This is a genomic window from Streptomyces sp. NPDC030809, from assembly GCF_055572195.1.
This window is the reverse complement of record NZ_JBVIDV010000001.1, coordinates 444400-466522: the sequence shown is the minus strand read 5'-3', so window position 1 is coordinate 466522 and position 22123 is coordinate 444400. Positions and strand designations below refer to the sequence as shown.

Genomic DNA, 22123 nt, shown 5'->3' with positions numbered 1-22123 from the left:
GCGGACCCGCCCCCCGCCCCCGCCGCTTCCGGCGTACGCGGCCGCAGCCCTCGCCCTCCCCGCGATGGGGGGAGCCCGCTGAATCGCTCGTTCCGCTGTGTCCTAGGGTGGTGCCTCGACAGCAACGGCGTTCTGCGGAGGGGTACTTGGACGGGACGAATGCGGAGGGGAACCCCCTGTCCGCCACCGTGTGCGTCATCGGCGCCGGGCTTTCCGGCCTGGCGGCCGCCCACGCGCTCAAGGCCAAGGGGATCGACCACCTCTGCCTGGAGAAGGCGCCGGACGTGGGCGGGATCTGGCGCGGGCCGGGGGCCGGCGAGCGGGGACCCGCGTACCGGTCGCTGCACCTCAACAGCGCGAAGGAGCTGACCGGTTACGCCGGCTTCCCCATGCCGGACGAGCTGCCGCTCTACCCGCGGCACGGCGACGTCGCCGCCTACCTGCGGTCGTTCGCCGAGCAGGCCGGCCTGCTGCCCCGCATCGAGTTCGGCACGGAGGTGCTCTCCGTACGCCGGGAGCCCGGCGGAGCCTGGCGGGTGACGAGCCGGGACGCGCAGGGCGTGGCCACCGAGCGGCGGTTCGGGCACGTGGTCGTCGCTTCGGGGCACCACACGCACCCGGCCATGCCGGATCCGCTGCCCCCGGGCTCCGACGGCTTCGCCGGAACGATTCTCCATTCCATGGACTACCGCGACGGCAGCGATTTCACCGGCCTGCGGACCGTGGTCGTGGGGATGGGAGCGTCGGGGGCCGACATCGCCGTGGACCTCTCCCGGTACGCCGCACAGACGGTGCTCTCCGTCCGCCGGGGCCTGCACGTCGTGCCCAAGCAGCTCTTCGGCATCTCCGTGGACCTGATCGCCGAAGCGCCCTGGTTCACCGCGATGTCCCTGCCCGAGCAGCGCCGCTGGGTGGAACAGGCCCTGCTGGTGGCCCGCGGCAGGCTGTCGGACTACGGCCTGCCCGAGCCGGACCACGCGGTCTTCTCCTCGGCCGTGACCATCTCGGACGAGCTCCTCAGCCGGATCCGGCACGGCGCGGTCCTGCCGAGGCCCGCGATCGCCTCCCTGGACGGGAGCCGCGTGCACTTCGGCGACGGCAGCGCGGTGGAGGCCGACGCGATCGTCTACTGCACCGGCTTCCGCATGGCCTTCCCCTTCCTGCCCCCCGGGTGCCCCACCGGACGGCGGCACGGGGCCGTGGAGCTGTACCGGCGGGTGGTCGCGCCCGACCGTCCCGGGCTGTACTTCGTCGGGCTGATCCGCCCCGTCGGCTCGATCACCCGCCTCGTGGAGGCCCAGGCCCGGTGGGTGGCGCGGATCGTGGCCGGTGAGGCGGCCCTGCCCGCCCCGGACGTCATGCACAAGGAGATCGACGGGTACCTCGACGGCATCGAGGGCCGGTACGGGCTGACCGCGGGCACGTCCATCCAGGTGGACGTCGGCTCCTACCTGCGGGGCATGCAGGAGGCGTAGGCCGGGGCGGCCGGCGCCCGGACGGCGTACGCCTCCGACGAGATGTACGCGGTCACCCGCGGCGGCCGGCCGTGCTGGTGCGCGAGCCCCAGATAGGCGATGAGCCCCACGCCCTCCTCCAGCCGGCGCGAGGTGGCGGCGGCCAGGGACCGCACGAGCGGGGCGGGGTCGATCCCGTGCCGGCCGAGCACCGCCACCGCCCGGTCGAGGGCCTCGCCGTCGTGCCGGACGTGGTCGCGCACCGGGACGTAGAGCGTGAAGCCGCTGGGGCCGGCGCCGTCGGTCTCGGTGAAGGCGTGGCAGGACTGGACCGGCCTGCGGTGGCGCCCCCGGTCGCGCACGTCCCCGACCGCCATGCGGAAGAACTCCTCGACCTGCGCCCGGCCGGGGCCGTCCGCAAGGCCGGACAGTCCGGCCGCCTCCGCCGCCGCGAGGCCGCGGTGCGCGAGGTAGACCTTGACCCGCGGCTCCTCCCAGTCGCCCAGGTCCAGGGCGAAGAACAGGATGCGGTCGCCCGGGGGCAGGGCCGCGAACGCCCGCCGGTGGCCGAGGCGTTCCAAGGCCTCCCGCACCGTCTCGGCGGAGCGTTCCGGCGAGCGGGCCGCGGGGTTCAGGTACACCTTCACCTTGGGCCGCCCGCCCGGGAGCAGCTCCAGTGCGCACCACAGCGCCAGCGGGCCCTGCGGGGACGGCGGGAGGAACAGGTCCGCCAGCTGGTCCAGGCGCGAGGTGTCGAATCCCCACCGCCGCGCCATCGCGTGCACCGCCGCGAGCCCGGCCCGCCCGTTCTCCGCCAGGCCGCCCGCCCCGTGCCCCGGTTCCAGGAGCACCCGCAGGACCGGGTCCGCGTCCGGGGTGAAGGAAAGCGAGAACTCCACCGGCGTGTGGTCGTCGGACAGGAAGGACGGGTACGCAGGCGGCAGGTCGAGCCGCCGCTCGGCGGCGGGGCCCAGTGCCGTGAGCAGGGTCCGCGCGTACCCCGCGGCCTCGCTCCCGCCGAGGCCCGCGGCCTCGCACAGCCGCAGCGCCTGCCGCGCCGCGTGCCCGCCGAGGGTCTCTGCGGGGGCGGCCCCCGGCCGTTCGGCGGACGGCCGGTGCGGAGACGGCCCCTCCGCGCCGGAACGGCGTTGCGGAGGGACCGCCGGTCTGGGGCGAGGACTCGCGGGCGCACCCGCGTCGCCGGGAGGTCGTCTGACGGCGGAGCCGGCGGTTCCGTGGGCCACGACACTCCTCGGTCTCGATGAACAGGGACAACCCGAGGCTCACTACCCCCGCTGTCGAACGTTCATGTGAGGACCGTGCAGATATTCGGAGTTGCCTATCTCACTTCGTCAGCCAGTTGAGGAACTGGCTCCACATGCCCCCGCGTTCACGCCTCCGGTCGCCTCCGGAAGGCTCGCCCTGGGACGGCGTCTCGGTCCGCGCGTACGGAACCGCCCGCCCCGAGGTCCGCAGCGGGGTGAACCGGGCCGGCAGCGCCGTCAGCCCGCGGTTGAACGGCCCCGGACGCCAGGCGAGGCTCTCCTCCGGCACGGCCAGTTCGACGTCGGGCAGCAGGTTGAGCAGGTTCTCGACCGCGGTGACCGTGATCTGGCGGGCGGGCTCCTTCGACGGGCAGGCGTGCGGTCCGGCGCTCCACGACAGGTGCGCCCGGCTGCTGCCGGCCTCCCTGGCGGCCGCCAGGGCCGGCCCGGTGTTGGCGGCCGCGAAGCTGACCAGCACCAGGTCGCCGGCCCGCAGCTGCTGCCCGGCGAACTCCATGTCCGTCACCGGGTAGTGCGGGGCCAGGTTCTGCATGGGAGGGTTCTCCCACAGCGTGTCGTCGATGGCCTCGTCGATCAGGCCGCCCTTGTGGGCGTACGCGTCGTGGGTGAGCAGCCGGTGCAGCGTGTTCCCGATGAGGTTGCGCAGCGGCTCGTTGCCCGCCACCAGCAGCAGGGCCAGCTGGTGGACCATCTCCTCGTCGGTCAGCGCCGATTCGTGCTGCATCAGCCACGAGGTGACGTCGTCGCCCGGCCGGGCCCGCTTGAGCGCCACGAGCTCCCCGACCGCGCCGAACAGGACCTGGACCGCCCGCTCCGCGTTGATGCCGTCGAACATGCCGGAGATGCCGAACAGCACGCGGTCGCCGATGTCGGCCGGGCACCCGAAGAGCTCGTTGAACACGAACAGCGGGAGCTGCTTGGCGTAGTCGGCCAGCAGGTCCGCCGAACCCCGCGAGCCGAACTGGGAGATGAGGTACGCGGAGACCTGCTCGGTGCTCCGCGTCAGCCTGCGCTGGTCCACCCGGGCCATGCTGTCCGTGACGGCCTGGCGGAGCCGCAGGTGCTCGGCACCGTCGCTGAACATGCAGTTGGGCCGGTAGGACAGGACCGGCACCACCGGGCTGTCCGGGCTGATCCGGCCCTCGCCCAGGTCCCGCCAGCGGCGCGCGTCCTTGCGGAAGCTCGCCGAGTCCTGGAGCAGCCGGAGCGCCGCCGAGTAGTCGGTGACGAGGGTGGCCTCCACCCCCGGAGCGAGCTCCACGGGGGCGGCGTCGCCGTAGTGGCGCAGGTAGGCGTAGTACGCCTGGGGATCGGCCGCGAACCCCGGACCGTGCAGGGGCACCCGGCCACCGGCAACGTGGGCGGGGCACCCCGGTGGGGGCACGGGTGAGGTGGGTCGAGTGTCCATGTGTGTTTCCTAGTGGGCTCGGTCCAGCAGGTGCCGGACGAGTGTGATCAGCGCGTCGGCGGAGGACTTCCTGTCGCGCGCGTCGCAGGTGACGACCGGGGTGTCGTCGAGCAGGTCCAGCGCTTCGCGCAGGGCCCGTTCCTCCCGGCCGGGATTGCCGTCGAAGCGGTTGACGGCGATCGCGTAGTCCAGACCGTACTGTTCGATCAGGTCGATCACGCCGAAGGAGTCCGCCAGCCGCTCGGGGTCCACGAGCACGAGCGCGCCGAGCGCGCCCCGGGCCATGTCCTCCCACATCTGCACGAAGCGCTGCTGCCCGGGCGTCCCGAACAGGTACAGCACCACGCGCTCGCTGATGGTCAGCCGGCCGAAGTCCATGGCCACCGTGGTGGTGGTCTTGCCGCGGACCCCCTTGAGGTCGTCGAAGAGCTCCCCGGCCCGGGTCATCGTCTCCTCCGTGGACAGCGGAGGGATCTCCGAGATCGCACGGATGAAGGTGGTCTTGCCCACGGCGAAGTGACCGACGACGAGGATCTTCACCGCGGTCTGCGTCGCTCCGGCGCGGACGTACGCCTGTTCATCCAAACTTGGCGCGGAGACCATCCAGTACCTCCTCCAGTATGTGCCGGTCCGCGAGCGGAGCGCGCTGCACGGGAGGGCGGGTGATGAGGTAGCCGCGCTCGGTGAGGGCGGACAGGAGGATCTTCACCACACCCATGGGCAGCCTGGTGTGCCCCGCGATCTCGGCGACCGAGAGGTAGCCGGCGGTGCACAGCTCCAGCAGGCCCTGCTCCTCGGGGGACAGCTGGGTCGGCCGCTGCCGCCCGTCGCCCGCCGCGGTGACCAGGGTGATCAGCGACAGCTGCGCCTCGTCCGGCAGCCCGCGCCCCTTGGTGATGACGTACGGGCGGACTAAATCCGCCGACCCGGGCCCGTGTTCGCCGTCGAAGGCGTTCATGAGCGCAGGCCGAGGTTCTCGCGCGGCGGCGTGGTCAGGGCCTTCCCGAGCTGCCCGACCAGCTGCTGCATCCGGAAGGTGATGTCCTGCATGTCCACGTCCGGCGAGGCCGAGACCCCCAGGTACGCGCCCTCACCCGCGGAGATCAGGAAGACCCAGCCCCCGTCGAACTCGACCAGGGTCTGCCGCCACTGCATCCGGCCCTCGTCGATGAAGAAGCCGAGGGAGCGGCTGAGCGACTGCACCCCGCTCATGGCGGCGGCCACCGTGTCCGCGTTGTCCTTGCCGATGTCCTTGGTCCGGGCCATCAGCAGGCCGTCGGCGGAGACCAGGACCGCGTGCAGCGCCCCGGGAATCTCCAAGGCGCTGTCGAGCATCCATGACAGATCGTTGTTCACGAGACCTCATGCCCTTCACTGCTTGCATCACGTGTGCTGTTCGCCTGGTCCGCCGCGCCCCCGCGCGTGGCCCGTCCCGACTGCGTGCCCCGCTGGAAGGCACCCATGATCGCCGCGGTCTCGGTGCCGGAGCGGCCCGCGCCGGGCGCCGCCCCCGTGCCGCCCGGCACGATGGCGATCGGCCGCTTGCGGACGCGCTTGGGCAGGCCGTCGGCGGTCGAGGCCACGGCCACCGCGCGCTCGGGGCCGCCCGTGCCCGCCGCGGCGGGGGCCACCGAGACGGGGCCGGCCGGGGCCGGGGCCTGGCGCTCCGGCATGGCGGTGAGCAGGTCGTGCGGCAGGAGGACGACCGCGCGGACGCCTCCGTACGGGGAGCTGGAGTCCACCGAGACCTCGAAGCCGAAGCGCTCGCAGAGCACGCCGATCACCGCGAAGCCGAACTGCGGGGGGCTGCCGAGGCCGGAGACCCCGGAGACCCGCTCGGTGGACAGGAGCTTCTCGGCCCGGGCCCGCTCCTCGTCGTTCATGCCGACACCGGCGTCGTCGACGACGATGCAGACGCCCTTGGGCACGGTGCGGATGTTGATTTCGACGACGGAGTTCGGGTTGGAATAGCTCGTCGCGTTGTCGAGCAGTTCGGCGAGGGCGAGGGCCAGCGGCTCCACGGCACGGCTGGTGATGCCGAAATCGACCTGCGAGAGGATTTCCACCCGCCGGAAGTGGCGGATCCTGCCCTGGGCGCTGCGGACCACGTCGTAGACCGAGGCGATTTCGCGCTGCCGTCCCAGCCAGCCGTCGCACAGGACGGCGATGGACTGGGCCCGCCGGCCGAACTGGGAGTTCGTGTGGTCGATCTCCAGGAGGTCTTCGAGGATCACCGACTCGCCGTACTTGCTCTGCAGTCCGGAGAGGACCGACTGCTGTTCGGCGGCGAGGCCCTGGAGGGTGCGCATCGCGGACTTGAGAACCGACTTCGTCGCTTCCTGGGCCCGTTCCTTCTCGGTTTCCACGGATCTGGAGAAAGTGTTCTCCAGGTCTGCATAATGAGACTTGACCTCTTCGATCTCGTGCCGCAGGGCCCGGGCCGCCCTGCGCTGGCGAACGATGACCGCGAATGCGCCGAGGGTGACGAGGAGGAGGGCCCAGAGAACTGGGTTCTGTATGTACTGCGTCATAAGACTCTCTTCAGGCGACTGATGGCCAGTTGCTGAATTCCGCCCGCGCGGATGGACCGGTGGACCCGTCCGTACTGGGGGGTCCGCCGGATGGTCGCCGTGGTCGGAGGTGTCGTTTTGCGCCCGTCCGCCGCCCCGCAAGTGCGATGATCGTATCACCGGCTGTGAGCAGGTGACCGACCGTCAACGAGTCGTTGCGCAGCGGCCATTGGCGTGTTTCGAGCGGTTTACGCAGAAGTCATTGAACTCCGGAGAACTTTCCCCTCGGAACTGCGCACTGCATGGCACTGTGTCCCGTAAACGCCATCTAGGGCATTCGGGGCTTAGCTGTGGAGAACGGGGAATTGCCGCCCGCCGGCGCTGCGCCCGCCGGTGCCGCGCCGCCGGCCCCCTCCCGTCCGTCCTGCCCCCGGCCGCCGATCAACAGGTCCCGGACCCTCGCGTGTTACCTGCCGGTAGGGAATGATGGCGGCGACCATCCACACGGCCGGGGACAGAGGCAGCGGTGACGACTTTCGACGAGCGGGTGACGGTGCACGCCTTCCGGGACGACGCCCTGGGGGAGCACGACGCAGTCGGCCTCGCCGCGGCCATCCGGCGCGGCGAGGTCGGTGCCGCCGAGGCGGCCCGGGACGCGGCCGCACGCGTACGTGCGGTCGAAGGGCGGCTGCACGCCGTCCAGTTGCACCTCGACGTCCCGGAAACCGCCGCCGTCCCGGGCGGCGCCTTCGCCGGGGTCCCGACCTTCGTCAAGGACAACACCGACTACCGCGGACTGCCCACCGGCCACGGCAGCGCGGCCTTCACCCCGCGGCCCGCACGCCGGCACGCCCCCTTCACCCGGCAGTTCCTGAGCACCGGGGTCACCGTGCTCGGCAAGACCCGGCTCCCCGAGTTCGGCTTCAGCCCGAGCACGGAGTACGAGGGCGCCGAGCCGGTCCGCAACCCGTGGCACACCGGATACTCGGCGGGCGGCTCCTCCGGGGGCAGCGCGGCGCTCGTCGCCGCCGGCGCGGTCCCCCTCGCACACGCCAACGACGGCGGGGGATCGATCCGCATACCCGCGGCCTGCTGCGGGCTCGTCGGCCTCAAGCCGACCCGCGGGCGGGTCGTGACGAACGCCCAGAGCCGCCAACTGCCCCTGGACATCGTCTCCGACGGCATCGTGAGCCGTTCCGTACGGGATGCCGCCGCCTTCCTCGCCGCCGCCGAGAACCACCGGCGCAACCCCGCCCTCCCGCCCCTGGGCCTCGTCGAAGGCCCCTCGCCCCGGCGGCTGCGCATCGGCTTCCTGACGGACTCGCCCAACGGGGTCCGCTCCGACCCGGCCACCCGGGACGCGGTCGTGCAGACCGCGCAGCGGCTCGAAGCCCTCGGGCACACCGTGCAGCCGCTGGAGCTCGCCATCGACCCCCGGTTCACCGACGACTTCCTCACGTACTGGGGGATGCTCTCCTTCCTCCTCGGCGCCACCGGGCGGACCCTCGGCGCGGACTTCGACCGGCGCCGCATGGACGGCCTCAGCCGCGGACTGCGCGAGACCTACCTCGCCGACTGGCGGCGCACGCCGGGGGTGCTGCGCCGGCTGAAGCAGACGAAGGCGGCGTACGCGGCCGGGTTCCGCGGGCTGGACCTCGTCCTCTCCCCGGTCCTCGCCCACACCACCCCGCGGCTCGGGCACCTCAGCCCGGCCGTTCCGTACGCGACGCTGATCGAGCGGATCCTCGCGTACGTGGCGTTCACGCCGGTGGACAACGTGGTCGGCACCCCCTCGCTCTCGCTGCCCGCCGCGACGGCGACGGAGGACGGGCTGCCCGTCGGAGTCCTCTTCTCCGCCCGCCCCGGCGGCGAACGGAAGCTGCTGGAGCTCGCATTCGAGCTGGAGGCCGACCGGCCCTTCCGGCGGATCCAGGACGTGTGACACCGGCCGCAGCCGCACGGCCCCGAAGGCCCCGGGGCGGACGCCCGTAGTACGTTGCCTGCGTTGTGCAATGACCGCAGCGGCCGCGGGCAGGGTGGCGAACCGACTCCGCCGGGCCGCTCCTTACGCCAAGGAATACCCGTGTCCAAGCATTTCGACGTGGTCGTACTCGGAGCCGGACCCGGCGGATACGTCGCCGCCATCCGCGCCGCCCAGCTGGGCAGGTCGGTCGCGGTCGTGGAGGAGAAGTACTGGGGCGGGGTCTGCCTGAACGTCGGCTGCATCCCGACCAAGGCCCTGCTGCGCAACGCGGAGCTCGCGCACCTCTTCCAGCACGAGGCCAAGACCTTCGGGATCAAGGTGGAGGGCACCGTCACCTTCGACTACGGCGAGGCGTTCCGCCGCAGCCGCACGGTCGCCGACGGCCGGGTCAAGGGCGTCCACTACCTGATGAAGAAGAACGGGATCACCGAGTTCGACGGCCGGGGCACCTTCCTCGACCCGAACACCCTCCAGGTCGCCTCGGCCGGCGGCGCGGTGGAGACGATCACCTTCGGGCACTGCATCATCGCCACCGGCGCCACCCCGCGCCTGCTGCCCGGGACCGCCCGCAGCGAGCGGGTGGTGACGTACGAGGAGCAGATCCTCGCCGAGGACGTGCCGCAGTCGATCGTGATCGCCGGGGCGGGCGCCATCGGCATCGAGTTCGCGTACGTCCTGCACAACTACGGCGTGAAGGTCACCATCGTCGAGTTCCTGGACCGCATCGCCCCGCTGGAGGACGAGGAGGTCTCCAAGGAGCTGGCCAAGCAGTACCGCAAGCTCGGCATCGACGTGCTGACCTCGACCCGGGTGGAGTCGATCGACGCGTCCGGGCCGCGGGTCCGCGTCACCGTCACCGGCAAGGACGGGGCGCAGCGGGTGCTGGAGGCCGACAAGGTCCTCCAGGCCATCGGTTTCGCGCCGAACGTGACCGGATACGGGCTGGAGGCCACCGGTGTGGCCCTCGGCGAGCGCGGTGCGATCGAGGTGGACGGCCGCTGCCGCACCTCGGTGCCGCACATCTACGCCATCGGCGACGTCACCGCCAAGCTGATGCTGGCGCACACCGCCGAGGCCATGGGCGTGGTCGCGGCCGAGACCATCGCCGGGGCCGAGACGATGGAGCTCGACTACCCGATGATCCCGCGGGCCACCTACTGCCAGCCGCAGATCGCCAGCTTCGGCTGGACCGAGGCGCAGGCCCGCGAGAAGGGCTTCGACGTCAAGGTCGCCAAGTTCCCCTTCACCGCCAACGGCAAGGCGCACGGCCTCGGGGACGCCACCGGCTTCGTGAAGATCATCGCCGACGCGCGGTACGGGGAGATCATCGGCGCCCACCTCATCGGCCCCGACGTGACCGAGCTGCTGCCCGAGCTGACGCTGGCCCAGCAGTGGGACCTGACCGTCCACGAGGTCGCCCGCAACGTGCACGCGCACCCGACCCTGGGCGAGGCCGTCAAGGAGGCCGTCCACGGCATCGCGGGTCACATGATCAACTTCTGAAGCGGAGCCCGCGGGGGCGCTCTGCGTACGAGCGCCCCCGCGGACTGCCGGACTGCCGGACTGCCGGACTGCCGGACCGCCGGGCCTCCCGGCCGTCGGGCGGCCGGGAGGGCGGCTACGGGGTCGTGCCCAGCGTGAAGTGGTTCTTGACCTGGGCCGCGGTGAGGGCCTTCGGGTAGACGGCCGTCTCGTCGATCTGCCCGGCGAACAGGTCGCTGGAGGGGCGGCTCGGCCACCCGCCCAGGTTGTCGCCGCCGACGTGCCAGTAGCCCGTGTAGGCCGAGTGGGTGGTGACGCTCGACGTGGCCTTGGCCTGTCCGTCGACGTACAGGACCGTGCCGGCCGGCCCCTGCGTGGCGACCACGTGGTGCCACTTGTCGTCGTTGTACGTCTCGAACCACGGCGTGGCCAGGGTGTACACGGAGCCCGGGTACACCCCGAAGACCAGGCGGCCGGTGTCGGTCATGTACAGGTGCATGTCGTACTGGCTGCTGAGCCAGGTGGTGTGGCTGCCGAAGCCGACCAGCTTCCCGCCGCGCGTGGTGCCGGTCCGGAACCAGGTCTCGACCGAGTAGGCGCTGCCCACGGACTGGCGGTGGTCGCTGTAGACCTGCTGGCTCGTGCCGTTGAAGCCCATGGCCGTGCTCGGGCCGGTGACGGCGCCGGGGGACTGCCGCAGGGCCGGAGCCCCCACCTGGATCCCGCTGGTGTTGCCGCCGTCGGAGGAGTCGGCCACGTACGGGCTGACCGTGTCGTCGTAGCGCCAGTAGAGCTGGGCGCCGTCCGCGCGGACCTGGTTCGGGTACGCCTGCGGGGCGGCCGGGACCGTCACGGAGACGGTCGCCGACTTGGCGCTGGTGTTGCCCGCGCCGTCGGTGGCCGAGACCCGGTAGGTGTACGTCTGGCCGGCCGTGACCGCGGTGTCGGTCCAGGAGGCCTGCCGCCGCTCGAACTCCAGGGAGTCGGCGGTCGTCGTGTGCACGGGCGCGGCCGCCCCGTTGCGGTAGATCCGGTACGTCAGCCGGCTGTCGTCGGCGTCGAAGGCGGTCCGCCAGCGGACCTGCACCTCACCGGGCTTGACGGCGGCGGCGGAGGCCACCGGCGTGGTCGGGGCGCCCCTGTCCCCGGCGGACGCGAAGCGGGTCAGGCCCTGCTGCGGCTTGCCGTTGACGGTGGTGAACTCGCCGCCGACCCACATGTACGCGGTGTCGTCCTTGGCCGCCACGGTCATGACGCGCGGGCCGACGCCCTCCCCGATGCCGCCGTTCACGGCGGGGAACCAGCCCAGCTTGCGAGGGCCGGGGACGTACCCGTCCACCGGGGCCGGGGCCGTGCCCGAGTGCTGCGTGGGCTGGGCCATCAGGTAGCGGCGCTTGCCGTCGTCCGGGAACTCGCCCTCGGTGGCGCAGTTGTGCGCGTGGGAGGAGATGTACAGCGTGCCCTGGTACGGCAGGACGTTCTGCGTGGCGCCCAGGCAGCGGTCCCGCCAGCGCTCGGAGAAGTCGCTCAGGGAGAAGGCGGTGCGCCCGTCGAAGACCCCGCCGGCGTTGCCCTGGTTGCCCGTGTAGAAGCCGTTCGCGTCGGTGGCTATGTCCATGACCACCGACAGGCGGTGGAAGGAGTTGTACGTCTTGCGCACCGCACCGGACGCCGCGTCGGCCACCGCCAGGGCGTGGCTCCCCGCACCGTTGACGGTGAAGAAGTCCCCGCCGAGGAGCACGCTCTTGCCGTCCGGGGTGAGCTCGATCGCCCGGCCCGCCTCGTCGGCGTTCGCGGTGAACGGCTTCAGCGCCCCGGTGGCGGCGTCCACCGCGGCGAACTTCTGGCGGGTCTGCCCCTGGACGGTGCCGAAGTCGCCGGCCGCGTACAGCGCGCTGTCCGAGACGGCGAGCGCCCGGACGGTGGCGGAGAAGCCGGGGTGGAAGGCGGCCTTGGGGGTGCAGGTCGCGATGTCGATCGCGGCGACGTTGGACACCCGGACACCGTTGACGGCGCCGAACCGGCCGCCCGCGTACAGGGTCTTCTTGTCCTTCGAGACGACGAGGGCGCGCACGGTGGCGGTGCTGCTGGTCGTGGTGAAGGAGAGCCGGCACCCGGTGGGGGTGCCGGTCGCGGCGTCCAGCGCGGCGAAGTTCACGACGTCCTGCGGCGCGTCGGCCGCACCCGCGGGCGGCCGCACCTGGGAGAAGGTGCCGCCGGCGAACACGGTCCCGTTCACCTGGGCCAGTGCCCACACGATGCCGTTGGTCTGCCAGGTGGCCAGGTTGTCGGCGGTGAAGGACACCGGCGGGGTGACGGCCGAGGCCTGCGGCACCAGCGCGAGGGCGCCTCCGGCCCCGGCTCCGGCCATCGCCAGCACCAGGGCCGCCGCGGCCCCTCTGGATCTGCGCCCGTGACGTCGTCTTTCGCTCATGGATGCCTCGAAGATCTGGATGGAGGGATGAGGTCGGCGAAAGCGTGCCAGAGCGTGACGGCGGAGAAATTCGGGCAAACGGGCAAGGGTGGCGAGATGCCTGACCGTTACCTTCCGATTACAGATGACTGAGCGTCAAATACGTTTACTGTCAAGGGAGTTGGGTGCAGCACGGTCGCTCCGCCCCCCGCTGCGGCCGGCCACCTGTTACCAGATTGGAACAACCCCGGTCCGGCGGCGCCGGAGCCGGGCGTCACAGGGCGTCAGATCCGGTCCTCCGGTCAGGACTTCGGGATGGTGTCGACGTGGTGGGTGCCCGATGCGTAGAAGGAATCCACCGCCTTTTGCACTTCCGCCGCGGAAACGGCCTCGCCGGCCTTGTGGTAGAACCAGTTGACTTTCATGTCCCACGTACGCGGCGCACCCGTGAACGGGAGGTCGATGAACCAGTTGCTGAAGTGGATGTCCATCTTCTCGCGCGGCACGTACTTTCCGGAACTGGTGAACAGATCCCTGCCGTCGAGGGAATAGGTGACCTTTCCGTCCATTGCGGTGATCATCAAAAGGTGCCAGCCCTCGATGCGCTCCCTCAGCGCGTGGGTGACCCGGTCCGGCGGATCGGCCTTGAACCAGCTCGTCGTGTCGAGCTGCGGACCCACCGAGCCCCAGCCCCCGTTCGGCATGTACTCGTAGTCGAGTTCGCTGTAGTCGGCCGATGCGTCCGAGGCCGAGATCGGGAAGAAGGTCTCGACCACGTGGTCCCCGTTGCGGCCGCTCGCGGGCTCGTCGCCGAAGCGGACCCGCGCGGCGAAGGTGCCCGTGAAGAGCGGGGTCCCGGTGCTCTGCACCTCGGTCTGCCGGGTGCCGCCCGCGGTGCCGTCGGTGACGGACCGCAGCCGCAGCACCCGGCCGCCCTGGGCGTCCGCGTCGGCAGGGAAGCCGACACCGGCCGCCGACCAGGTGTCCCTGATCCCGGGGCCGCCCCCGCCGGTCCGCACCTCCCAGCCGTTGGCCGCGAGCGACGGGTCGTCGGGGCCGCCGTAGTGGAAGTCGTCGAACAGGGTTCCCGGCGGCCCGGCCGGGGCCGGCGGGGCGCTGGGCGCGGGAGCGGCGGCGTCGTCGCCCGGCCCCGCGGAGCAGGCGGCGAGTGCGCACAGCAGGGCGGGCACGGTGAGCGCCGCCCACGCGAGGCGACGAGGGATGCGGCGGGGCTTGCTCACGAGGACTCCCTGAAGACCGGCATGCGGAGATCGGAATCGAAGATCGATGACGGAATGATCAATGAATGAGTGATCAATGGCGGCAATTGCCGGGCCATCCTAAGGTCCCTCACGCGTATTCCGGCCCGGCCGCCGTACGTGCAGGTATACCGGCCGGTATCGCCGATCGGCATTTCGATCCGGTTACGGCACAAGGGCAGAACGCGCCAAATGCAGACATCGCCCCCTGGTCGAATCGACCTCGTGCACTAGCGTTCGCCATGCAATCCCGCGGTCTCCGTACCCTGCACTGAAAGGCCTCGCAAGGTGCGCCCAGACATGAATTCCGGCGGCGGACGCGGAAACGCCCACCGGACCCGGCACCCGATAACCGGGCCGGGTTTCGAGGAGCCCGCTCCCGCACCCGTCTTCGTCGACCGGACGGGCCACCGCGGCCGCCTCCTGCGGGGCTTCGGCTGGCCGGTCTCCCTGGTCGGCGCGGTCCTCGCGGCCGCCATGGCCGGCAGCCTGATCGGCGTACAGGCCGACGCCCCGGCGATGGGCGTACCGCCGCAGCCCTCGCAACCCCCCGCCCCGTCGCCGTCCCCCGCGCCGTCGTAGCTGCGCACCACCCCGTTTCAGGAGCGTCATTGTCCCGGCACCAGCGACCCCGGCATTCCCTGCTGAGGCCGCGCAGACTGGCCGCGCCTCCGCTGCGCTTCTTCATGCCGCTGTCCCTGCTGGCCTGCCTGCTCGCGCTCCTGGTCCTGCGCGGCCTCGCGACCAACGAGGCGTTCCACGACTCCCGGATCGCGATCTCCGTGGACAAGACGACCGTGCCGCAGCACCTGCTCAAGGGCGGCCCCGTCATCGACGCGCGCGGAGCGAAGAACGCGGACCCCGTCAGCTACCGCATCCCCGACCGCACCGCCGTCCTGAGCTTCGACGACGGTCCCTCCCCGAAGTGGACCCCGAAGATCCTGGAGGTGCTCGCGGCCCGCAACGTCCGTGCGGACTTCTTCGTCACCGGTGCCATGACCACCCGCAACCCCGAGCTGATCCGGAAGATCGTCGCGGGCGGGCACGAACTCGGCGTGCACACCTTCACCCACCCCGACCTCGTGTACCAGTCGCACGCCCGGATCAGCTGGGAGCTGGCCCAGACGCAGCTGGCCCTCGCCGGCGTGGCGGGCGTGCACAGCGCGCTGTTCCGGCCGCCGTACTCCTCCGACGCCTCGGCGCTGGACGACTGGAACTATCCGGTGATCAAGTACGTGGGCAAGCGCGGCTACCTCACCGCGTTCATCGACCGCGACACCGACGACTGGAAGCGCCCCGGCGTCGAGAAGATCGTCGAGGCGGCCATGCCCCGCAAGCCGGGTGCGGGCGCGCTCATCCTGCTGCACGACGCGGGCGGCGACCGCACCCAGACCCTCACCGCGCTCGGGCAGATCATCGACCGGCTGCAGGCCCAGGGCTACCGCTTCACCACCATCTCCGACGCGCTCGGCGCCTCCAGCGCCACCGTGCCCGTGCACGGATTCCGGCTGTGGGCGGGCCGGGGGTTCCTCTGGGCCACCCACGTCGCCGTCCTCACCCTGCCGGTGCTCGTCGGGCTGCTGGCCGTCGTCGGCTTCCTCAACTTCGGCCGGTTCGCGCTGATGATCGTCCTCGCCCCGGTCCACGCGCGCCGCGCCAAGCGCCGCAACGCCTGGGGAGCTCCCGTCACCGAGCCCGTCACCGTGCTCGTCCCCGCCTACAACGAGCGCGAGTGCATCGCGAACACCCTCAACTCGCTGGCGGCCGGGGACCATCCCATCGAAGTGATCGTCATCGACGACGGCTCCACGGACGGCACCGCGGACATCGTCGAGGAGATGGCCCTGCCGTTCGTCCGGCTGATCCGCCAGCCCAACGGCGGCAAGTCCAGCGCCCTCAACACGGGGATCGCGGCCGCCTCGTACGACATCGTCGTGATGATGGACGGCGACACCGTCTTCGAGCCGTCCACCGTGCGCGAGCTGGTCCAGCCCTTCGGCGACCCCGCGATCGGCGCGGTCGCCGGCAACGCCAAGGTCGGCAACCGCGACAGCCTCATCGGCGCCTGGCAGCACATCGAGTACGTCCTCGGCCACAACCTGGACCGCCGCATGTACGACGTGCTGGGCGTCATCCCCACCATCCCCGGCGCGGTCGGCGCCTTCCGCAAGCAGGCCCTCCGGCAGGCCGGCGGAATGAGCGACGACACCCTCGCCGAGGACACCGACATCACCATCGCGGTGCTCTGCGACGGCTGGCGGATCGTGTACGCCGAACACGCCCGCGCCTGGACCGAGGCCCCGGCCAGCCTCCAGCAGCTCTGGTCCCAGCGGTACCGCTGGAGCTACGGCAGCATGCAGGCGCTGTGGAAGCACCGCGGCGCGGTGACCTCCCGCGGCCCCGCCGGGCGCTTCGGCCGCATCGGCCTGCCCCTCGTCGTCCTGTTCGGCGTGGTCGCCCCGCTCCTGGCCCCGCTGGTCGACATGTTCCTGCTGTACGGCGTGCTGTTCGGGGACGCCGCCCTCACCCTCACCAGCTGGGGCGGGTTCATCCTGCTCCAGGCCGCCCTGTCCTGGTACGCCTTCCGGCTCGACCGCGAGAAGCCGTGGCACCTGATCAGCCTGCCGATCCAGCAGCTGGTCTACCGGCAGCTGATGTACATCGTCCTGCTCCAGTCGGCGATCACGGCACTGACCGGCGGCCGGCTGCGCTGGCAGAAGCTCCGGCGCACCGGCGAGGTCGCCGTACCGGTGGAGGCCCGGCCGTGACCGCATCCGCAGACTTCCGCCGCACCCAGGACACCCTCCGGCTGCGCGTCCCCGCGGGGCTGCGGGCCGCGTCCGGTCCGGCGGCTCCCGCCACCCCCGCCCCGGCAGCCGGCCCCGCACCCGCCCCGGGCCCCCAGGGCGGCCGGGACCGCTACCTCGACCTGCTGCGCGCCCTGGCCCTCGGCCGCGTGGTGCTCTACCACCAGTTCGGCTGGGCCTGGCTGCCCCTGGTCTTCCCCTCCATGGGCGTCATGTTCGCGCTGGCCGGCTCGCTGATGGCCCGCTCGCTCGGCCGCCCCGCCCTCGGCGTGATCCGCGGCCGGCTGCGCCGCCTGCTGCCCCCGATGTGGCTGTTCGGCGCCCTTGTGGTCGCCCTCCAGATCCTCGACGGCTGGGGCCCCGACTCCGAGGGCCACCCCACCTGGTGGTGGACCAAGCTGGCCTTCTGGCTGCTGCCGCTCAGCACCCCGCCGTACGCCGACGACCCGGGGGGCTTCCACCACCACGTGGAGCAGTCCTGGGCCGAGCAGATCACCGTGCCGCTCTGGTACCTCCGCGCCTACCTGTGGTTCGTGCTGCTCTCACCGCTGATGCTCCGCGCCCTGCGAAGCCGTCCGGTGCCGACCTTGTGCGCGCCCCTGGCGCTGGCCATCGTGATGAACACCTTCTTCGCCGAGCAGGAGTTCGTCTACAGCCGGGTCTGGGAGACCGCCGGCGACTTCGCCGTGTTCGGCTCCTGCTGGATCCTCGGCATGGCCCACCAGGAGGGGCTGCTCAAGAAGATCCCGCAGTACGTCGTGCCGTCCGTCGCCCCCCTGGTCATGGTGGCCGGCTACTGGTACCTCCAGACCCGGCCCGTCTACCCGACCGAGGCCACCGACATCGAGTCCTGGCCGATCGCCCAGGCCCTGTGGTCCCTGGGCTTCGTCGCCCTCCTGCTGCACATCAGCCCGTCCTGGGGGCAGTGGCCCAGGCCGCTCGAACGCTGGAACGGCCTGGTCGGGCTGCTCAACGCACGCGCCGTCAGCGTCTACCTGTGGCACGAGACCGCGCTGGTGGCCGCCGTCCCGCTGATCGACCCCCTGTGGAGCGTCGAGTTCGTCTACGCCCACTTCCAGTGGCTGCTGGCCAGCCAGTGGTTCACGCTGCTGGTGGCGGTCCCCCTGCTCGTCCTCCTGGTGGTGGCCTTCGGCTGGGTCGAAGACCTCGCCGCGAAACGCCGGCCCCGCCTCCTGCCGTACCCGCGCCGCCGCGGCAGGCGCCGGGCCACCGGCTGACGGCCCGGCGCCCCGGCCTGCGATCGCCTCCGGCCGGCGGTGCAGCCGGCCCCGGCCCGCGGGGTCAGTGCTCGCAGAGGGAGAACTCCCGCTCGTAGAGCTGCTCGTTGTGCTCGGCGACGAAGAACTTGCGCTCCTGCATGAGCTCCTCGCGGAAGGCCCGGGCCTGGTCGAGCGTCATGGTCGAGCTCTCGGACCACGGCTGCTGCGGGGGCACGTCGGCGGTCGAGACGATCCGCACCGACGGGTCCACCAGGAAGAACGCGAGGATCTTGCGGTGCCCCGGGCGGGTGCCGTCCGCGAGGCGGAACGGGGCGACGCGGTGCTGCAGCACGTTCGGGAACGCCAGGCAGCGGCCCGCCGGGGTGGACACCGATCCCAGCACCTGGTTCAGGGCGTCCTCGTCCTCCAGCCCGTAGACCTCGCGCACCCCGTTGTCGTCGCTCTGCTCGTACTCCGGGTCGTCGAGCGCCGCCCGGAACCCCAGCCGGCTCTCGGTGACGTTCTCGCTGTCCCAGTAGTAGATGCCGGTCGAGACGATCCGCTCGTTCAGCATCCCCTCGACGTGCCAGGAGCCGCCGGCGTACTCGGGCTTCTCCGGGGTGAGGTGGATGGTGGCCAGCTTCACGATGACCTGGAGCCGCCGGCCGCGCAGGTCCACCCGGGCGGACCCCTCGGGCACCTCGGGCGCGGTGAACTCCGGGGCGTCCGGGACCACCGGACGGCGGTTCTCCCACCAGGCGTCCTGCGCCAGCTCCCACGCACGGCAGGCCGCCGCCCAGGCCTCCTCGTCGCCGTAGTCGGCCTTGGCGGGGTACTGCGGCTGCTCTCCGTACCACCCGTACGGGTCGGCCTCGATGCGCAGCGGCCGCGGATGGCGCAGATCGGTGAGCACGTTCTCCAGGAGCGGGAGCATGCGCGCGAACAGGTCCGGGAGCACGGCAGCCAGCTCGCGGTGGTCCTCCGGGTGCACGTTGTTGACGTACGAGCGGAAGGAGACCTCGCCGTCCCCGCCGACCTCGACGTCCGTGGGCAGCCACTGGAACTTCTCGGAGAACTCGTGCTTCGCGTAGTGGTTCGTCGGATTGCGCCAGGCCTGCGCCGGTCCGCCGCTCACCTCGCGCACCAGGCAGAACAGCGAGGGATGCACCAGGTCCAGCACCTGGCCGTCGGATCCGGGATGCCAGTCCTGCGCGGCCGGGGGCACCTCCTCCAGCACCCGGACCGCCTCACGCAGCCGGGCCCGGAGCTCCTCGTCGACCAGCGTGTCCGACTGCCACACCCCGTCGACCGCGGACACCTCGGCGCCCGTACGCGCGTCCCGCAGGGCGGCGTAGTGCGCGAGTTCGGCCAGGACGTAGCGGACCTGCGCCTCGGTGAGTCCCTGCGCGACGGCTTCCTGCGTCCACCGGGCCGCGACGCCGGCATCGTTCATCTTCTCGAACCACCCGGGCTTGGACCGGATGTGCGCACTGCACCGGATCATCTGCAGTTCCCGCAGCGTCCGCGGAGGCGCGAACGCCGCGGTGTGCGAGGTGAGGAAGGGCAGCGGGAAGGGGGACAGGGCGCTCAATTCTCTTGTTCCTCCGAGCTGGTGTGCGGTGGCCGGAAGGATACGTCAGCGCACCGACACCGCCCCGACCGCGTCAGAGCCAGCCGTTGCGGTGCGCCTGCAGGCCCATCTGGAAGCGGTTCTCGGCGCCCAGGCGGGCCATCAGGATCTGGAGCCTGCGGAAGAAGGTGCGGCGGCTGATGCCCAGTTCACGGGCGATGACCTCGTCGGTCGCACCGCCGGCGAGGAGCCGCAGCAGACGGCGGTCGGCCGAGGACATCCCCACCGGTCCCGCGGCGCGGCCGTGCAGGGGGAGCGCGGCCTGCCAGGTCTGCTCGAACAGCGCGACCAGCGCGGACAGCAGGCCGCACGGCTGCACCACCAGCATGGTGTTGTGCACGTCCGCCTCCCTGATCGACAGGGACACCAGGGCGTACGCCTCGTCGATGATCACCAGCTTGACCGGCACCACCGGAACCACCCGGGCCTGCTCGCCCGCTTCGATGCACGGCTCGATGGCCGTCTCCAGCTGCCCGGGCACCTCCAGCGAAGCCCGCGAGTAGACGACGCGCTGGGTCACCCCGCGGGCGAGCGTCGCCAGTGCGTCGTCGGTGGCCCCCGGCAGCGGGAAGTAGGGCGGCGAGTCCAGCTGACGGATCTGCTCGCGGGCGCTGGCCCACGCGTGGCGCATCCGGCGGCCGACCGCGTCCCCGGTCACCACCTCGACGAGGTGGTCGTTGTACGCGGCGAGCCGCTGGCGGCGGAACGACTCGAAGGCGCCGCCCACCGTGATGCGCGACTCCTCCAGCTCGGCCGCCCGGTGCCGGGCGAGGATCTCCAGCCCCGCGGCGGGCGGCACCGGCGCCACCACGTCCGCCCCCTCCCCGGCGGCGCTGGCCAGCCCGGCGTCGACCAGCTCCCCGTACGCCGCGGCGAGCCCGGCCCCCTCCAGCCCGGCCGCCTCCCCGATCACGGACAGCGGAGCGGGGGCGAGCTCCAGCAGGGCCAGGTACACCCGGCCCGCCGGGGTGCCGATCCCGAGGAGCCGCAGTGCCTCGCCCAGTCGCGCGTTCGCCATGCCCGCATTATCGGCCCCCGCGGACACCAGTCATGACCGATCGGTGCCACTGGCACCAGGGCACCCCCGGGGTGCGCCGTTCCGCAGTACGTTCCGCTGGTCGCCGAGGCCCCTCGGCGCGGTCGAAACCGTCCGGAAGAAGGTGCACGACGTGGCGAAGGCGCGCAAGAACGGCCTCTACTCGGAGGTATCCGGGGAACTGTCCGCCCTGATGAGGACGGGCTGGGCCGACACCGAGCAGCACGACCTGCCGCAGGACGAGCAGGCCCCGTACGCGGCCCGCCGCCGCGCCGCGCTGTCCGCGCTGTTCCCGGGCGAGCGGCTCGTGATCCCGTCCGGCAACCTCAAGGCCCGCTCGAACGACGACACCTACCCGTTCCGCCCGTACTCCGGCTACGTCCACATGACGGGCGACCAGGCCCGCGACTGCGCCCTCGTGCTCGAACCCCGCCCGGACGGCGGCCACGACGCGTACTGCTACCAGCTGCCGCGGGACGGCCGGGACACCGACGAGTTCTGGCTCGGCTACACCGCCGAGCTGTGGATGGGCCGCCGCCGCTCCCTCGCCGAGTCGGAGCGCGTGCTCGGGCTGGCCTGCCGCGACGTCCGCACCGCCGCGAGCGACCTGGCGGCCGCCCCCGGCGTGCCCACCCGCATCGTGCGCGGAGTCGACCCGGCCCTGGAGGCCGCCGTCACCACCGACGCGGAGCGCGACGAGGAACTCGAGGAGGCCCTGAGCGGGCTCCGCCTCGTCAAGGACGACTGGGAGATCGGCGAGCTGCGCAAGGCGGTGGACTCCACCGTGCGCGGCTTCACCGACTGCGTGGGCGAGCTCTCGCGCGCCGTCGCCTCCTCCGAGCGGTGGATCGAGGGCACCTTCTTCCGCCGCGCCCGGCTGGAGGGCAACTCCGTCGGCTACGGCTCGATCTGCGCCGCCGGCGAGCACGCCACGATCATGCACTGGACCGACAACGACGGCCCGGTGCGCGTCGGCGACCTCCTGCTGCTCGACGCCGGTGTGGAGACGCACTCGCTCTACACCGCCGACGTCACCCGGACGCTGCCGGTCAGCGGCACCTTCACGCCCGTGCAGCGCAAGGTGTACGAAGCGGTGTACGAGGCCCAGGAGGCGGGCATGGCGGCCGTGAAGCCGGGCGCCGCCTACCGCGACTTCCACGTGGCCGCCCAGCGCCACCTGGCCGAGAAGCTCGTCGAGTGGGGCTTCCTGGAGGGCCCGGCCGACCGCGCCTACGAGCTCGGGCTCCAGCGCCGCTTCACCATGGCCGGCACCGGCCACATGCTCGGCCTGGACGTCCACGACTGCGCCGAGGCCCGCAACGAGGACTACGTGGACGGCGTGCTGGAGCCGGGCATGGTGCTGACCGTCGAGCCCGGCCTGTACTTCCAGCCGGACGACCTCACCGTCCCCGAGGAGTGGCGCGGCATCGGGGTCCGGATCGAGGACGACCTGCTGGTGACGGCCGACGGGCACGAGAACCTGTCCGCGGGCCTCCCGCGCTCCGCCGACGAGGTCGAGGCCTGGATGGCCCGCTTCGCGGGCTGACCGGACGCGCCGGCGGGGGGGGGGGGGGGGGGGGGGGGAGGGGGGGGGGGGGGGGGGGTGGGCAGAGCGGACGGCGTGACACACAAAT

General features: G+C 72.1%; 17 protein-coding genes. 7 read left to right on the top strand and 10 right to left on the bottom strand.

Features of this window, described 5'->3' with window-relative positions:
- The first annotated feature begins 146 nt into the window (after positions 1–146).
- The gene (locus ACZ407_RS01970; protein WP_468124677.1) at positions 147–1475 is read left to right on the top strand and encodes a flavin-containing monooxygenase; all 1329 of its coding nucleotides are present in this window, start codon (positions 147–149) and stop codon (positions 1473–1475) included.
- Here the strand turns inward: ACZ407_RS01970 and ACZ407_RS01965 are convergent.
- The 6 genes from ACZ407_RS01965 to ACZ407_RS01940 all read right to left on the bottom strand — a co-directional run bounded on the left by ACZ407_RS01965 (position 1448) and on the right by ACZ407_RS01940 (position 6679).
- Entirely contained in the window at positions 1448–2698 is a 1251-nt protein-coding gene (locus tag ACZ407_RS01965; RefSeq protein WP_468124675.1) for a tryptophan dimethylallyltransferase family protein, read from the bottom strand. The two genes, ACZ407_RS01970 and ACZ407_RS01965, sit on opposite strands and share 28 nt — an antisense overlap.
- A gap of 100 nt (positions 2699–2798) precedes the next feature.
- Positions 2799–4148, bottom strand: a complete 1350-nt coding sequence (locus tag ACZ407_RS01960) for a cytochrome P450 (protein ID WP_468124673.1) — start codon at positions 4146–4148, stop codon at positions 2799–2801.
- A gap of 9 nt (positions 4149–4157) precedes the next feature.
- Complete coding sequence (locus ACZ407_RS01955) at positions 4158–4751, bottom strand: GTP-binding protein (RefSeq protein ID WP_468124671.1); 594 nt, start codon at positions 4749–4751, stop codon at positions 4158–4160.
- On the bottom strand, positions 4726–5106 hold the full coding sequence (locus tag ACZ407_RS01950) for a DUF742 domain-containing protein (RefSeq protein ID WP_468124670.1): 381 nt from the start codon (positions 5104–5106) through the stop codon (positions 4726–4728). Before ACZ407_RS01950 ends, ACZ407_RS01955 begins: the two co-directional genes overlap by 26 nt.
- Positions 5103–5504: a roadblock/LC7 domain-containing protein gene (locus tag ACZ407_RS01945; RefSeq protein WP_468124669.1), complete on the bottom strand. Its 402-nt coding sequence runs from the start codon at positions 5502–5504 to the stop codon at positions 5103–5105. Before ACZ407_RS01945 ends, ACZ407_RS01950 begins: the two co-directional genes overlap by 4 nt.
- A complete protein-coding gene (locus ACZ407_RS01940; protein WP_468124667.1) occupies positions 5501–6679 on the bottom strand; it encodes an ATP-binding protein in 1179 nt (392 codons plus the stop codon). Before ACZ407_RS01940 ends, ACZ407_RS01945 begins: the two co-directional genes overlap by 4 nt.
- Before the next feature lie 505 nt (positions 6680–7184).
- On the opposite strand from ACZ407_RS01940, the gene ACZ407_RS01935 reads away from it, so the two are divergent.
- Together ACZ407_RS01935 and lpdA are read left to right on the top strand one after the other, a co-directional pair.
- Entirely contained in the window at positions 7185–8600 is a 1416-nt protein-coding gene (locus ACZ407_RS01935; protein WP_468124665.1) for an amidase, read from the top strand.
- A 141-nt stretch (positions 8601–8741) separates the two neighbouring features.
- Positions 8742–10145: a dihydrolipoyl dehydrogenase gene (lpdA, locus tag ACZ407_RS01930; protein WP_468124663.1), complete on the top strand. Its 1404-nt coding sequence runs from the start codon at positions 8742–8744 to the stop codon at positions 10143–10145.
- A gap of 115 nt (positions 10146–10260) precedes the next feature.
- Here lpdA and ACZ407_RS01925 read toward each other — a convergent pair whose 3' ends face one another.
- On the bottom strand, positions 10261–12558 hold the full coding sequence (locus ACZ407_RS01925; protein WP_468124662.1) for a LamG domain-containing protein: 2298 nt from the start codon (positions 12556–12558) through the stop codon (positions 10261–10263).
- A 281-nt stretch (positions 12559–12839) separates the two neighbouring features.
- Positions 12840–13778 (bottom strand): glycoside hydrolase family 16 protein, encoded by a 939-nt coding sequence (locus ACZ407_RS01920; protein ID WP_468124660.1) that lies wholly within the window; start codon positions 13776–13778, stop codon positions 12840–12842.
- Between the two features lie 318 nt (positions 13779–14096).
- On the opposite strand from ACZ407_RS01920, the gene ACZ407_RS01915 reads away from it, so the two are divergent.
- The 3 genes from ACZ407_RS01915 (at position 14097) to ACZ407_RS01905 (ending at position 17841) form a co-directional block, all read left to right on the top strand.
- Positions 14097–14378: a hypothetical protein gene (locus ACZ407_RS01915; protein ID WP_468124659.1), complete on the top strand. Its 282-nt coding sequence runs from the start codon at positions 14097–14099 to the stop codon at positions 14376–14378.
- Positions 14379–14470: 92 nt separating this feature from the next.
- Entirely contained in the window at positions 14471–16564 is a 2094-nt protein-coding gene (locus ACZ407_RS01910) for a bifunctional polysaccharide deacetylase/glycosyltransferase family 2 protein (protein ID WP_468124909.1), read from the top strand.
- Between the two features lie 59 nt (positions 16565–16623).
- Entirely contained in the window at positions 16624–17841 is a 1218-nt protein-coding gene (locus tag ACZ407_RS01905; protein ID WP_468124908.1) for an acyltransferase family protein, read from the top strand.
- Between the two features lie 64 nt (positions 17842–17905).
- Here ACZ407_RS01905 and ACZ407_RS01900 read toward each other — a convergent pair whose 3' ends face one another.
- Both ACZ407_RS01900 and ACZ407_RS01895 read right to left on the bottom strand, forming a co-directional pair.
- Positions 17906–19414: a DUF4246 domain-containing protein gene (locus tag ACZ407_RS01900; RefSeq protein ID WP_468124658.1), complete on the bottom strand. Its 1509-nt coding sequence runs from the start codon at positions 19412–19414 to the stop codon at positions 17906–17908.
- A 73-nt stretch (positions 19415–19487) separates the two neighbouring features.
- Positions 19488–20471: a LuxR family transcriptional regulator gene (locus ACZ407_RS01895; protein WP_468124657.1), complete on the bottom strand. Its 984-nt coding sequence runs from the start codon at positions 20469–20471 to the stop codon at positions 19488–19490.
- Positions 20472–20622: 151 nt separating this feature from the next.
- On the opposite strand from ACZ407_RS01895, the gene ACZ407_RS01890 reads away from it, so the two are divergent.
- Complete coding sequence (locus tag ACZ407_RS01890) at positions 20623–22035, top strand: aminopeptidase P family protein (protein ID WP_468124656.1); 1413 nt, start codon at positions 20623–20625, stop codon at positions 22033–22035.
- Positions 22036–22123 lie beyond the last annotated feature (88 nt).

What these genes read in the sequence shown, in the direction of transcription:
- ACZ407_RS01960 (WP_468124673.1), bottom strand. Translation starts at nt 4,148, where the DNA reads ATGGACACTCGACCCACCTCACCCGTGCCCCCACCGGGGTGCCCCGCC.
- ACZ407_RS01915 (WP_468124659.1), top strand. Translation starts at nt 14,097, where the DNA reads ATGAATTCCGGCGGCGGACGCGGAAACGCCCACCGGACCCGGCACCCG.
- ACZ407_RS01940 (WP_468124667.1), bottom strand. Translation starts at nt 6,679, where the DNA reads ATGACGCAGTACATACAGAACCCAGTTCTCTGGGCCCTCCTCCTCGTC.
- ACZ407_RS01955 (WP_468124671.1), bottom strand. Translation starts at nt 4,751, where the DNA reads ATGGTCTCCGCGCCAAGTTTGGATGAACAGGCGTACGTCCGCGCCGGA.
- ACZ407_RS01925 (WP_468124662.1), bottom strand. Translation starts at nt 12,558, where the DNA reads ATGAGCGAAAGACGACGTCACGGGCGCAGATCCAGAGGGGCCGCGGCG.
- ACZ407_RS01895 (WP_468124657.1), bottom strand. Translation starts at nt 20,471, where the DNA reads ATGGCGAACGCGCGACTGGGCGAGGCACTGCGGCTCCTCGGGATCGGC.
- ACZ407_RS01950 (WP_468124670.1), bottom strand. Translation starts at nt 5,106, where the DNA reads ATGAACGCCTTCGACGGCGAACACGGGCCCGGGTCGGCGGATTTAGTC.